Origin of the sequence: Pseudomonas sp. S07E 245 (assembly GCF_019599025.1) — a bacterium.
In the GTDB taxonomy this organism is placed as follows: Bacteria; Pseudomonadota; Gammaproteobacteria; order Pseudomonadales; family Pseudomonadaceae; genus Aquipseudomonas; species Aquipseudomonas shirazensis.
This window is the reverse complement of sequence record NZ_CP080625.1, coordinates 3587766-3600628: the sequence shown is the minus strand read 5'-3', so window position 1 is coordinate 3600628 and position 12863 is coordinate 3587766. Positions and strand designations below refer to the sequence as shown.

Here is a 12863-nt window from a genome sequence, read left to right as displayed (position 1 = left end):
ACGGGCTTAGGTGCCCGGGATTTCCAGTGGCGACTGCTGCGGGGTTTCGTCACGATAGCGCTGCGCGGCTGCGGCGGCTTCGGCTTCAGCCTTGGCACGTTGATCCGCTTGCTGCTGCAGTTCGTCGAGGTGAGCTGGGGTCAGCATCTGCAGGCGTACGACCATGGCCTGGACCAGATCACGGCGCATCTCGTCGCGGGTCTGGGTGCCTTCCTGGTCGGAACCGGTGATGTTGTCGCCGTCACGCACGTAGATCTTGCGCACTTCGAGCTTGTCGCTTAGCAGCGGCACGTTGTTCAGGCCGTTGATGCTGTAGTTGAGCACGGTGGTGAGTTCGTACTCGGCCGAGCGACTGCCGCTGCTGTAGGTGACTGCGCGCTGGGTCTGCTGCTCGTTGTCGAGCGACAGGCGATACGGCGCACCGCTGCGCAGGCTGACGCCGCTGCGCTCAAGTACCTGGCGCAGTTGGGTAACGGTCTGGCCGTAGGCGTCACGCGCGCTGACATCAAGTTCCTTGATGGTCAGCTCGGTAGTGCCGGTGCCGCGCAGCTGGAAACCGCAGGCGCTGAGCATGACGGCCAGGCCCATTACCAGCAGATTGCGTTTGATCATGTTGAAGCTCCCTTGTGGGCCGATTCCGCTCGCCCGCAGTGCCTGCGGGCGAGCGTTGCCATCAGTTGGCGACGATGTTGACCAGTTTGCCTGGAACCACGATGACCTTGCGAATGGTCAGGCCGTCGGTGAAGCGCACCACGTTTTCGTTGGCGCGCGCCGCAGCTTCGACTTCTTCGCGGCTGGCAGTGGCGGGCATTTCGACCTGACCACGCAGCTTGCCGTTGACCTGTACCACCAGTGTCACGCTGTCTTGCACCAGGGCGCTTTCATCCACGCTCGGCCAGGTGGCGTCGATCACCGCCTCGCTGTGGCCCAGGTGCTGCCACAGCGAATGACTGATGTGCGGGGTGATCGGTGCCAGCAGCAGGGTGACTGCTTCCAGGCCTTCCTGCAGCAGGGCACGGTCCTGGGCGGTAGCGGTCGGGGCTTTTTCCAGCACGTTCATCACGGTCATCACCTGGGCGATGGCAGTGTTGAATTTATGGTGCAGGCCAACATCGCTGCTGGCTTGCTTGATCGCCACGTGAATCGCGCGGCGGATCGCCTTTTGCCCGTCATCCAGTGCCGCAGTGTCCAGCTTGCCCGGCAAGCCGAGGCTCACATGGGCCTGGGCCAGGCGCCAGACGCGACGCAGGAAGCGGCTTGCGCCTTCAACGCCGGAATCGGACCATTCCAGGCTCATGTCCGGCGGCGAGGCGAACATCATGAACAGGCGGCAGGTGTCGGCGCCGTAGACGTCGATCATCGACTGTGGGTCGACGCCGTTGTTCTTCGACTTGGACATCTTCTCGGTGCCGCCGATTTCCACCGGCAGGCCGTCGGTCTTGAGGCGAGCACTGATGACCTTGGCCTTGCTGTCGCGCTCCAGCTCGACATCAGCCGGGTTGAACCAGTCCTTGCCGCCATTGCTGGCTACACGGTAGTAGGTTTCGGCAACGACCATGCCCTGGGTCAGCAGGTTCTTGAACGGCTCGTTCGATGTGACCAGGCCTTCATCGCGCATCAGCTTGTGGAAGAAGCGCGCATACAGCAGGTGCAGGATGGCGTGCTCGATACCACCGATGTACTGATCGACCGGCAGCCAGTGGTTGGCCGCTTTCGGGTCGACCATGCCACCTTCGTAGTTCGGCGAGGCGTAACGGGCGAAGTACCAGGACGACTCGACAAAGGTGTCCATGGTGTCGGTTTCGCGCTTGGCCGCAGCGCCGCACTTGGGGCAGCTGCATTCATAGAACTCAGGCAGGCGTGCCAGTGGCGAGCCGGCGCCATCGGGTACGACGTTCTCTGGCAGGGTGACTGGCAGTTGGTCTTCCGGCACCGGCACGTCGCCGCACGATGGGCAGTGGATGATCGGGATCGGGCAGCCCCAGTAGCGCTGGCGGCTGATGCCCCAGTCGCGCAGACGGAACTGCGTGCGCGATTTACCCAGCTCCTTGCTGATCAGCGCGGCTTCGATGGCGTCGAACGCGCCAGCGAAGTCGAGGCCGTCAAAGGCGCCGGAGTTGATCAGGGTGCCGTGCTCGCCGTAGGCGGCTTCCCAGGTGCTGCCGACTTCGTCGCCAGCGCTGGTGCGCACCACGGCCTTGATCGGCAGCGAGTACTTCTGGGCGAACTCGAAGTCACGCTCGTCGTGGGCCGGCACCGCCATGACAGCGCCGTCGCCGTAGTGCATCAGCACATAGTTGGCGACCCAGACCGGCAGTTTCTCACCGGTCAGTGGGTGCTCGACGAACAGCGACGTGGCGAGGCCTTTCTTTTCCTGGGTGGCCATGTCGGCCTCGGCAACGCTGCCGCCTTTGCATTCGTCGATGAACGCCTGCAGCGCCGGGTTGCCTTGGGCAGCCTGGGTAGCCAGCGGGTGCTCGGCGGCGACGGCGACGTAGGTCGCGCCCATCAGCGTGTCGGGGCGGGTGGTGAAGACTTTAAGTGCGCCGGCATGACCAATGCTTGCCTGGTCATAGGGGAACTGCACTTCCATCCCGCGCGACTTGCCGATCCAGTTGCGCTGCATGGTCTTGACCTGTTCAGGCCAGCCCGGCAACTCGTCGAGGCTTTCCAGCAGCTCGTCTGCGTATGCGGTGATGCGGAAGTAGTACATCGGGATTTCGCGCTTTTCGATCAGCGCGCCCGAACGCCAGCCACGGCCGTCGATAACCTGTTCGTTGGCCAGTACCGTCTGATCGACAGGGTCCCAGTTGACCGTACCGTTCTTGCGGTAGATGACGCCTTTTTCGAACAGACGAGTGAACAGCCACTGTTCCCAGCGGTAGTAGTCCGGCTTGCAGGTGGTGACTTCACGCGACCAGTCGATGGCCAGACCCAGGCTCTTGAGCTGGGTCTTCATGTAGTCGATGTTCTCAAAGGTCCACTTGGCCGGGGCGACGTTGTTCTTCATCGCGGCGTTTTCCGCCGGCATGCCGAAGGCGTCCCAGCCCATCGGCTGCAGCACGTTCTTGCCGAGCATGCGCTGGTAGCGCGCGATCACGTCACCAATGGTGTAGTTGCGCACGTGGCCCATGTGTAGCTTGCCGCTCGGGTACGGGAACATCGATAGGCAATAGAAAGTGTCTTTGCCTGGCTGTTCGGTAACAGCGAACGATTGTTGCTCGTCCCAGGATTTCTGGGCGGCGGCTTCTATGTCACGGGGCGTGTATTGTTCGTGCATGGCTACTTTTGGCTGAGAGAGAGAAGACCTTGTTCCCGGCAGCGGAACCTCGCTGCATCCGGCACTCCGGTGTCGGTGAGAGTGAACGCCGTAGCATACATGAGCGCTGTGTATCGTGGGAAACCCAATTGGCCCGCAGCGGCGCCGGGGGCCGTTGGTCGCAGCGCTCTGCTGCTTTGCACAACGCCGCTAAGCTCAGGTGTGGGGGGAGATATCGTTATCTTCAATGAGGTGAACGGATGGGAGAGTCGCAGTTACCCGCAAGCAAACCGGAGCTGTATGAACGCTTGATCGACCGCCTTGGGCTGGCCTTGGAAGCTGCCCGCACGGCGGTGCGATTGCGCGACGAGATGCCAGCGGAACTTGAGTTGCGTGGCCTGAGCCCCGCAGAGTTCGAAGTGATCAAGGCCTATCTGGAGATCTTTCCAGAGAGCCGCATTGCCAGCGCCGCTGCGGTCAAACCAGCGGAGCCGAGCTCAGCCAAGATCATCTGGCTCAAGGACAGGAAGCGCTCCGTCGCCCCGGTCAGATCCAGGACGCTGCCGCATCGGTAGCCGTGCTGGCCTGCTGGCGCGCAAAACGCCGCGCGCCGGTTCAATCATCTACATAGCATGATCGGCGCCGGGCGCTACTTGTCGCTCGGTGTCGATCCTCTTAGTCTGCACGCCTTCACAGGAGGTGCAGGCAATGCCTATTCGATTCTTTATCAAGCAGTGGCTGATGCCGCCTGGCTTGCTGTTCATCTTGCTGCTGGCCGCGTGGTGGTTGCGCAAGCGCCGGCCGCGGCTGGCGTTTGCCTGCTTTACGTTGGGGCTGGGCGGTTTATGGCTGATGAGTCTGCCGCTGGTGGTGGAGCAGGTCGCGCGCCAGCTGGAAACCGAAACGCCGCTGAGCCTGGCGCAGTGGTCGGGGTTGGCCCAGCGGGCAGATGCGATCGTGGTGCTCGGCGCCGGCCGCGAGCGTGGCGACCCTGCCTGGGGTGGCCAGGATCAACCTACCGGGCACGCGCTGGAGCGCATGCGCTATGCCGCGCAATTGGCCAAGGCCTCTGGTTTGCCGGTATTGACCAGCGGTGGCTTGCACTACGGTACCCCGCCCAGCGAGGCGCAGTTGATGGCCGATCGGCTGCGCGATGACTTTGGCGTTACGGTGAAGTGGCAGGAGCAGGCCAGCCGTACCACCTGGGAAAACGCCCAGATGAGCGCGCAACTGTTGCAGCCGTTGGGCATTCGCCGGGTGGTGGTAGTGACCCAGGCCTGGCACATGCAGCGCTCGCGCTGGAGCTTCGAGCAGGCGGGCTTCGAGGTAGTGCCGGCGCCGGTGGGCTTCCTTGGACAGGATCATGCGCGGCCGTTTGCCGGGCTGCTGCCTGAAAGCAGAGCAGTCTGGCAGAGCGGGCAATTGCTCAATGAGGTGGCGGGTATGATCGGTTATCGGCTGTTCTACTGAGGCAATGCGCCTTGCGCTCATTACACCGCCCCTTGTAGGAGCGGCCTTGTGTCGCGAAAGGCCCGCAAAGCGGGCCCGGGGATCTCGGCGGCGAAGCTGAAACCTGGGGCCGCTACGCAGCCCTTTCGCGACACAAGGCCGCTCCTACAGGGGACCGCGCCGGCAGGTGTTGCGCGGTTTGCTCACACGGTTTTGGCTATGCGCCTGGCGGCCAACGCCCAGCCCATCAGCAACAGACAAACAATCGCCAGCGGCCACGAGCGCCATTGCAGGTAGGGCGTCAGTTGCTGCATCGGCACCACTTCGCCATACAGGATCGCCTGCTGGAACTGCGGGATCTGCGTGGTGATGCGGCCAAACGGGTCGATCAGCGCGGTAACGCCATTGTTGGTCGCACGGATCATCCAGCGCCCCGCTTCAAGCGCACGCATCTGCGCCATCTGCAGGTGCTGCAGCGGGCCGATCGAGGTGCCGAACCAGGTGTCGTTGCTGATGGTCAGGAGCAGATCGCTGCGCGCCGCCAGGCTGGCGGCAAACTCGGGGTAGACCACTTCGTAGCAGATGTACGGGGCGATCTGATAACCCTTGGCCTGCAGCAGCGGCTGGTCATCCGGGCCGCGGGCGAAGTCCGACATCGGCAGGTTGAAGAACTCGATCGCCCCGCGCAGCATGTCCTGCAGCGGCACGTACTCGCCAAACGGCACCAGCTTCTGCTTGAGGTAGGTGCCATCGCCTTCACCGGTCACGGTGATGCCGTTGAAGTAGCGCCGTTGCTGATGCACCACTTCGCGCACCGGTACCCCGGTAATCAAGGCCGAGTTGCGCTCGGCGGCAAAGCGTCCCATCACGTCGATGTAGCCCTGGGCCTGATCCTTGAGGACCGGCACGGCCGTCTCGGGCCAGACCAGCAGATCCACTCGCTTGGAGGTAAAGCTCATGTCGCGGTACAGCGCCAGTTGCGCGTCGATGTGCGCCGGGTCCCACTTCAGGTCCTGCTCGACATTGCCTTGCACGGCGGCGACGCTCAGCGGCTCGCCGGCAGGGCGCGTCCAGGCGTGGTCCTTGAGGGCCATGCCGAGTCCCCATGGCGCCACCAGCAACAGTGCGCCAACTGCCATGAATGCCGGGCGTGCGCGCAGTCGGTGCAGGTTGCACAGCAATGCAGCGCTGAGGGCCAGGGCGAACGAGATCAGCCACACCCCGCCGAGCGGCGCGAGGCCGGCTAGCGGGCCATGCAGCTGGCTGTAACCGGAGTACAGCCACGGGAAGCCGGTCAGGAACCAGCCGCGGAAGGCCTCTTGCAGCAGCCACAGCGCGGCAAAGCACAAGGCGTCGGCTAGCGGCGCTTCGTTCCGGCGCAGCCAGCGCGCCCAGAGCCAGGCGGGCAGGGCAAAGAACCAGGCAATGGCGGCAAAGAATGCCACCAGCAGCAGTACCGCCAACAACGGCGAGGCGCCGCCGTAGGTGGTCATGCTGATGTAGATCCAGCTGGTGCCGGCGCCGTACAGACCGAAGCCGAAGCACCAGCCGCGACCCATGGCCTGGCGTGGGCTCAGCTCGCGCAGGCCAGCGTAGAACAGGCCGACGGCAAGCAGGGCCAGCGGCCACAGGTCGAACGGCGACAGGGCCAGCAGGGTAGACGCGCCGGCCGCCATGGCCAGCAGGTTACCGGGCCAGCCGGGGCGGGTGATCCAACGCATGGTGTTCCTTAACGGCTAATCGGGGTCAGGCGCAGCAAGTGCACGCGGCGGCTGTCGGCGTTGAGCACGCGGAAGCGATACGCGCCGATTTCGGTGGTTTCGTTGCGCTTGGGCAGGTGACCGAAGGCACTCATCACCAGGCCGCCGACGGTGTCGAACTCGTCATCGGAGAACTCGCTGTCGAAGAACTCGTTGAAGTTCTCGATCGGCGTCAGCGCCTTGACCAGGAAGTCGCCACTTGGCAGCGGCTTGATGTAGCTGTCTTCTTCGACATCGTGTTCGTCTTCGATGTCGCCGACGATCTGCTCAAGCACGTCTTCGATGGTGACCAGGCCGGCGACGCCGCCGTATTCGTCGATCACCACGGCCATGTGGTTGTGGTTGGCGCGAAACTCGCGCAGCAGCACATTCAGGCGCTTGGACTCCGGCACGAAAGTGGCCGGGCGCAGCAGGTCCTTGATGTTGAAGCTGTCGCCGTTCTCCTGAAGGATCAGCGGCAGCAGATCCTTGGCCAGGAGGATCCCGAGCACATCGTCATGGCTTTCGCCGACCACCGGATAACGCGAGTGCGCGGCATCGATCACCGACGGCAGAAACTCGCGCGGGGTCTGGCTGGCCTTGATGCTGATCATCTGCGAGCGCGGCACCATGATGTCGCGTACCTGCAGGTCGGCGACCTGAATTGCACCTTCGACGATGGTCAGCGCTTCGCTGTCGAGCAGCTTGTTCTGATGGGCTTCGCGCAGCAGCTCGAGGAGCTCCTGGCGGTTTTTCGGCTCATGGGCAAAAGCCTGGGTCAGTTTGCCCAGCCAGGACTTTTGCCCGTTGCTCGATCGGTCTTCGCTCATGGCGGTTACTCGTGTTCCTTGCTGATGTCGGTAGTAGGGAGGTGGTCGTCGGCATACGGGTCAGGGTGACCCAGTTCTGCCAGCAATGTTCGTTCCAGTGCTTCCATCTCTTCGGCTTCGTCATCATCGATGTGATCGTAGCCAAGCAGATGCAGGCAACCATGGATAACCAGGTGTGCCCAGTGTGCTTCAAGTGCCTTGCCCTGTTCGGCCGCTTCGCGCTCGACCACGGCCACGCAGATCACCAGATCGCCCAGCAGCGGAATATCGAGCAGTTCGTCGGGGACGTCGGCAGGAAATGACAACACATTGGTTGCGTAATCTTTATGACGGTAGGTGTGATTGAGCTCACGGCCTTCGCTTTCATCGACCAGGCGAATGGTCATTTCCGAATCGGCAGTGCGCTGGCGCAAGGCCAGCTCACACCAGCGGCGGAAGTCGGCGTCATCAGGGCTGGCCGCATCGGTAGCCCGTTGCAGGTCGAGTTCAAGCATCGCGTGCGGGTGCCTCGGCCTGGCGGCTCTCGAAACGGTCGTAGGCCTCGACGATGCGCTGCACCAATGGATGACGCACGACGTCCTTGGACTGGAAGTGGGTAAAGCTGATGCCCTGCACGTCCTTGAGCACATCGATGACATGGGTCAGGCCCGACTTGGTGCCGCGTGGCAGGTCGACCTGGGTGATGTCACCGGTGATCACCGCGGTCGAGCCGAAGCCGATCCGGGTGAGGAACATCTTCATCTGCTCGAGCGTGGTGTTCTGGCTTTCGTCGAGGATGATGAAGCTGTTGTTCAAGGTGCGACCGCGCATGTACGCCAGCGGCGCGATCTCGATGACCTGACGCTCGATCAGCTTGGCCACATGCTCGAAACCGAGCATTTCGTAGAGAGCGTCGTACAGCGGACGCAGGTACGGGTCGATCTTCTGCGACAGGTCGCCGGGCAGGAAACCGAGCTTTTCGCCCGCTTCGACCGCCGGACGCACCAGCAGGATGCGCCGCACCTGTTCGCGCTCCAGCGCATCGACTGCGCAGGCTACGGCCAGGTAGGTCTTGCCGGTACCGGCCGGGCCAACACCGAAGTTGATGTCGTTGGCGAGGATCTCTTTGACGTAGCGTTGCTGGTTGGCACCGCGCGGGGTGATCTTGCCCTTGCGCGTGCGCAGCGAAACGCTGACCTCGTTGACCGCCGGGTTGGCGATGTGTTCGACCGCCGACTCCTGCAGATACAGGTGGACCGTTTCCGGCGACAGCTCGGTGGCCTTGGTCTCACGATAGAGACGGCGCAGCAGCTGTTCGGCAGCGGAGGTGGTCTTGGGTTCGCCGACCAGTTCGAACTGGTTGCCGCGGTTGCGGATCTGGATGGACAGACGCTGCTCGATGAGCCGCAGGTGCTCGTCGAACTGGCCACACAGGTTGGCGAAACGATGGGCCTCGAAGGGTTCGAGGATGAAACGATGGGGTTCTATGGGTGCGTTCAAGGTCGTTTTAGGCCGCTCGCCGGCTATAGAGGTGAACTCAAGAATAACCCTTGTCTGACAGTGGCGAAAGCACTGAAACGATCAAGGGTCGGTGCGGGCGCTTTTGCCGACCAATTGACCCGCCGTCGGCGCCATGTGAGGCCTCGCAGTGGGCCGGGCTCTGCTATGATGCGGGCCATTTTCAGACCAGTGTGCCTATACGCCGATCATGAGCAAAAGCGAACCCGCGATCTACAAAGTGATCTTCCTCAATCAGGGGCAGGTCTTTGAAATGTATGCCAAGCAGATCTTCCAGAGCGACCTCTGGGGTTTTCTCGAAATCGAAGAGTTCGTCTTCGGCGAGCGCACCCAAGTGGTGGTCGATCCGAGCGAAGAAAAGCTCAAGGCCCAGTTTGAGGGAGTGATCCGCAGCTTCGTGCCGATGCACTCGATCGTGCGCATCGATGAAGTCGAGCGGTTGGGTACGGCGAAGATCAGCGAAGCCAAGATCACCGGCAACGTGATGCCGTTCCCGATGCCAATACCTACCAAATAATCCTTACGGCAGCGGGGCGAAAGGGCTGCGGCCCTCGGCGTTCTGCAGTTCGAGCAGGTATTTGCGGAAGATCTGGCCGAGCACCTGGGTGGCGTGCTCGAGTTCGTCGCGGGGCATCTGCTCGGTGACTTCGTCAGCCAGGTCGAGGGCATCCTCGGCACCGTTGACCGCGGCCATCTTCAGCAGAATGTACGCCTGGACATTGTTGGCCTTGACCCCTTCACCATGGAAGAACATCGAGCCAAGCCGATACTGGGCCTGAGCATGGCCTTGCAACGAGGCTTGCTGGAACCAGTTGAGGGCTTTGTTGAGGTCGCGTGCGGCTTGCTCGCCGTTACCGCTGTAGTAGAACTCGCCCAGCTCGTACTGCGCCTGGGCATCCCCAGACTCGGCAGTGTGCTCGCACGCCTTGAGGGCGTTCTGCAGGTCCTCTGGCTGAACGTTGAGAGTGCAGCGGCCCGTCGCTGGAATCAGCAACGAGTTACCGCCCTCTGCCAAGGCCAGCAGGGGCTGAAGGAGCAACAGGCAGCCCAGGGTCAGGGCGCGGCCGGTGCGGTTCATGGGGATCGACTTACCTCTGCAAGCTGTCCGATGTCTCTGGTGGCACATTATGGGATAAGCAGCGCCAACCTTACAAAGTTTTACTCGATTTTCTGTTGAAGGTGGGTCTGCGGGGGGCTTTTCGCGGCGGACCGCCGCGAAAAGGCCCTCAGCCGCGCTGATTTACTTCAGCTTGGCAAACGCCCGCTCGGCCGCATCCAAAGTGATTTTCAGCTCGGTATCGCCATGCACGATCGAGGTGAAACCAGCCTCATAAGCGCTTGGCGCCAGGTACACACCGCCTTCCAACATCAGGTGGAAGAAGCGCTTGAAGCGCTCGGTGTCGCTGGCCATGACGTCGTCGAAGGTGACGATATCGTCCGCGCCGGTGAAGTACAGGCCAAACATACCACCCGCTTGAGTGGTGACAAACGGCACGCCCGCAGCATCGGCGCGCTGTTGCAGGCCGTCGAGCAGGTTGCTGGTGAAGCGGCTCAGCTCATCGTGGAAGCCCGGACGGCTGATCAGCTTGAGGGTAGTCAGGCCGGCGGCCATGGCCAGTGGGTTACCCGACAGGGTACCGGCCTGGTAGACCGGGCCGAGCGGGGCGATGCATTCCATGATCGCGCGCTTGCCACCGAAGCAGCCGACCGGCATGCCGCCACCGACGATCTTGCCGAAGGTAGACAGGTCCGGGGTGATGCCGTAATGACCCTGGGCGCCGCCCAGCGATACCCGGAAGCCAGTCATCACTTCGTCGAAGATCAACACCACGCCATGCTTGTCGCACTGCTCGCGCAGGCCTTCAAGAAAGCCCGGCGCCGGCGGTACGCAGTTCATGTTGCCGGCAACCGGCTCGACGATGATACAGGCGACACTCTGGCCGACTTCGGCGAGGGTCTTTTCGACTTCGGCGAGGTCGTTGAACGGCAGGGTCAGGGTGTGCTTGGCAAAGTCTGCCGGGACCCCGGCCGAACTCGGCACGCCCTGGGTCAGCAGGCCGGAGCCGGCCTTGACCAGCAGGCTGTCGGAGTGGCCGTGGTAGCAGCCTTCGAACTTGATGATAGCGTCGCGGCCGGTGTAGCCACGAGCCAGGCGAATGGCGCTCATGGTCGCTTCGGTGCCGGAGCTGACCATACGCACCATCTCCATCGACGGCACCAGCGAGCAGACCAGGTCGGCCATCTCGGTTTCCATCGCGGTCGGCGCGCCGTACGACAAGCCGTGTTCGAGCTGCTTGCGCACCGAGTCGAGCACGTCCGGGTGGCTGTGGCCGAGAATCATCGGCCCCCACGAGCCGACATAGTCGACGTAGCGCTTGTCGTCTTCATCGATGACGTAGGCGCCCTGGGCGTGCTTGAAGAACAGCGGCGTGCCACCGACGCTCTTGAAGGCACGCACCGGCGAGTTGACGCCACCGGGGATGTGCTTCTGGGCCTGGGCAAAAAGGAGTTCGGAACGGGACATGGTTTTCTCTCGAATTCAGGAAGCGAACAGCGCGTTGAACGCGCGGGCCCGGCGGGTGACTTCGTGGGCGTCGTCAGCCGCAAACAGGCCATGAATGACGGCCAGCAGGTCGGCGCCGTGGTCGATCAATGCCGGGGCGTTGTCGAGGGTGACGCCGCCGATCACGGCGATCGGCAGTTTCACCGTGGCGCGGGCCTGGGCCAGCAACTCCAGGCTGGCAGCCGGCGCGCCGGGTTTGGTCACGGAGTTGAAAAAGCGCCCGAAAGCGACATAGTTGGCGCCTTCACGGGCGGCCTGCTCGGCCAGCTCGAGTTGAGCGTGACAGGTCGAGCCGATGATTGCATTGCGCCCGAGCAAGGCTCTGGCAGGCATCAGCGGGCCGTCGGTCTGGCCCAGGTGCACGCCGACGCCCAGGCGCGCGGCCAGCTCGGCGTCGTCGTTGATGATCAGTTGGGTGCCGTAACGCTCGCAGAGCACCTTCAAGGCTTCGGCTTCGCGCAGGCGCTTGGCCGCATCGTCGCTCTTGTCGCGGTACTGCAGCAGGCGCACACCGCCTGCCAGCGCCGCTTCTACATGGGATTCAAAGCGGCCAGCGAGCAGCTGGCTGTCGGTGATCGCGTACAGACCGCGTAGCTTCATGTCAGGCCTCGTGTGCGTAGCTCAGGAACAGAAATCCAGCGGCAGGCGGCGCGGCACGAATTGGCCACGGCCCAGTTGTTCGGCGTCGCGCAGAGTCCGCCAGGTGTAGTCGAGGGCGCTGCGTACGGCGCTTTGCAGTTCTTCGCCAAGGGCCAGGCGACCGGCCAGGGCGCTGGCCAAGGTGCAACCGGAACCGTGATAGCTGCCCGGCAAGCGCTGGCAGAGCCAGGTCTGGCTGCTGCCATCGCGGCTGTACAGGCGGTTATGAATGGCGTCTTCGTCACCGTGGCCGCCGGTAATCAACAGGTTTTTGCAGAACGGCAGCAGCTTGGCTGCGCACTCGTCGGCACTGCCTTCGGGCAGCTCGGCGAGAATGCGTGCCTCGGGCAGGTTGGGCGTGGCGATGGTCGCCAGCGGCAACAGCCGTTCGCGCACTGCATAGCCGACCTCATCCTTGCCCAGCCGACCACCGCCGCCAGCGCGCAGTACCGGGTCACAGACCAGCGGCAGGTGCGGGTGCGCTGCCAGCAGCTCGGCCACGGTGTCGACCATTTCGATCGAGCCGAGCATGCCCAGCTTCACCGCCGCCACCTGCGAGTCGTTGAGTACGGCGTTGGCCTGGGCCAGCACCCACTCGCGGTCGAGCACGCGGAAGTCGGAGACGTTGACGGTATCCTGCACGGTCAGAGCGGTCACGGCGGGCGCGGCGTGACAGCCTTGGGCGATCAGGGCTTCGATATCTGCCTGCAGGCCGGCGCCGCCACTGGGGTCGTGGCCGGAGAGACAGAGGACAACGGGGCGGGAGCTGTAGATATTCATGGTCGGCGAGCTTACCACCAAACCTATTTCGGCGAAGCGCCCCGCGTGTCGATAGTGCAGGGCGTTGCTCGGGATGGGACGGTTATTTCGCCTGTAAATGGCGTGCT

The 12863-nt window shown here is 63.2% G+C and carries 13 protein-coding genes; 3 read left to right on the top strand and 10 right to left on the bottom strand.

Going from position 1 to position 12863, the window contains the following annotated elements:
• Positions 1-6: 6 nt before the first annotated feature.
• Entirely contained in the window at positions 7-612 is a 606-nt protein-coding gene (lptE, locus tag K3F44_RS16485; RefSeq protein ID WP_101322255.1) for an LPS assembly lipoprotein LptE, read from the bottom strand.
• 61 nt (positions 613-673) lie between these two features.
• The gene (leuS, locus tag K3F44_RS16480) at positions 674-3280 is read right to left on the bottom strand and encodes a leucine--tRNA ligase (protein WP_150570970.1); all 2607 of its coding nucleotides are present in this window, start codon (positions 3278-3280) and stop codon (positions 674-676) included.
• A gap of 239 nt (positions 3281-3519) precedes the next feature.
• Here leuS and K3F44_RS16475 point away from each other — a divergent pair, with 239 nt between their 5' ends.
• Entirely contained in the window at positions 3520-3834 is a 315-nt protein-coding gene (locus tag K3F44_RS16475; RefSeq protein ID WP_101322253.1) for a hypothetical protein, read from the top strand.
• Between the two features lie 133 nt (positions 3835-3967).
• Positions 3968-4729 carry a YdcF family protein gene (locus tag K3F44_RS16470; RefSeq protein WP_101322252.1) on the top strand — a complete coding sequence of 254 codons (762 nt, stop codon included), beginning with the start codon at positions 3968-3970 and terminating at the stop codon, positions 4727-4729.
• Positions 4730-4911: 182 nt separating this feature from the next.
• Here K3F44_RS16470 and lnt read toward each other — a convergent pair whose 3' ends face one another.
• Genes lnt through K3F44_RS16450 form a run of 4 tightly spaced genes read right to left on the bottom strand, consistent with a single transcriptional unit; the run spans position 4912 to position 8756 of the window.
• On the bottom strand, positions 4912-6429 hold the full coding sequence (lnt, locus tag K3F44_RS16465; RefSeq protein ID WP_220632610.1) for an apolipoprotein N-acyltransferase: 1518 nt from the start codon (positions 6427-6429) through the stop codon (positions 4912-4914).
• Between the two features lie 8 nt (positions 6430-6437).
• Positions 6438-7277 carry an HlyC/CorC family transporter gene (locus tag K3F44_RS16460; protein ID WP_101322250.1) on the bottom strand — a complete coding sequence of 280 codons (840 nt, stop codon included), beginning with the start codon at positions 7275-7277 and terminating at the stop codon, positions 6438-6440.
• Positions 7278-7282: 5 nt separating this feature from the next.
• Positions 7283-7771 (bottom strand): rRNA maturation RNase YbeY, encoded by a 489-nt coding sequence (ybeY, locus tag K3F44_RS16455; protein WP_101322249.1) that lies wholly within the window; start codon positions 7769-7771, stop codon positions 7283-7285.
• Entirely contained in the window at positions 7764-8756 is a 993-nt protein-coding gene (locus K3F44_RS16450; protein WP_101322248.1) for a PhoH family protein, read from the bottom strand. The genes ybeY and K3F44_RS16450 overlap by 8 nt, the downstream gene beginning before the upstream one ends.
• Positions 8757-8964: 208 nt before the next feature.
• On the opposite strand from K3F44_RS16450, the gene K3F44_RS16445 reads away from it, so the two are divergent.
• The gene (locus K3F44_RS16445; RefSeq protein WP_101322247.1) at positions 8965-9291 is read left to right on the top strand and encodes a DUF1820 family protein; all 327 of its coding nucleotides are present in this window, start codon (positions 8965-8967) and stop codon (positions 9289-9291) included.
• A 3-nt stretch (positions 9292-9294) separates the two neighbouring features.
• Here K3F44_RS16445 and K3F44_RS16440 read toward each other — a convergent pair whose 3' ends face one another.
• The 4 genes from K3F44_RS16440 to K3F44_RS16425 all read right to left on the bottom strand — a co-directional run bounded on the left by K3F44_RS16440 (position 9295) and on the right by K3F44_RS16425 (position 12756).
• On the bottom strand, positions 9295-9852 hold the full coding sequence (locus K3F44_RS16440) for a tetratricopeptide repeat protein (protein ID WP_101322246.1): 558 nt from the start codon (positions 9850-9852) through the stop codon (positions 9295-9297).
• 162 nt (positions 9853-10014) lie between these two features.
• Positions 10015-11298: a glutamate-1-semialdehyde 2,1-aminomutase gene (hemL, locus tag K3F44_RS16435; RefSeq protein ID WP_101322245.1), complete on the bottom strand. Its 1284-nt coding sequence runs from the start codon at positions 11296-11298 to the stop codon at positions 10015-10017.
• Positions 11299-11313: 15 nt separating this feature from the next.
• The gene (thiE, locus tag K3F44_RS16430; protein ID WP_150570967.1) at positions 11314-11937 is read right to left on the bottom strand and encodes a thiamine phosphate synthase; all 624 of its coding nucleotides are present in this window, start codon (positions 11935-11937) and stop codon (positions 11314-11316) included.
• 21 nt (positions 11938-11958) lie between these two features.
• Positions 11959-12756 (bottom strand): hydroxymethylpyrimidine/phosphomethylpyrimidine kinase, encoded by a 798-nt coding sequence (locus tag K3F44_RS16425; RefSeq protein WP_150570966.1) that lies wholly within the window; start codon positions 12754-12756, stop codon positions 11959-11961.
• Between the last annotated feature and the right edge of the window lie 107 nt (positions 12757-12863).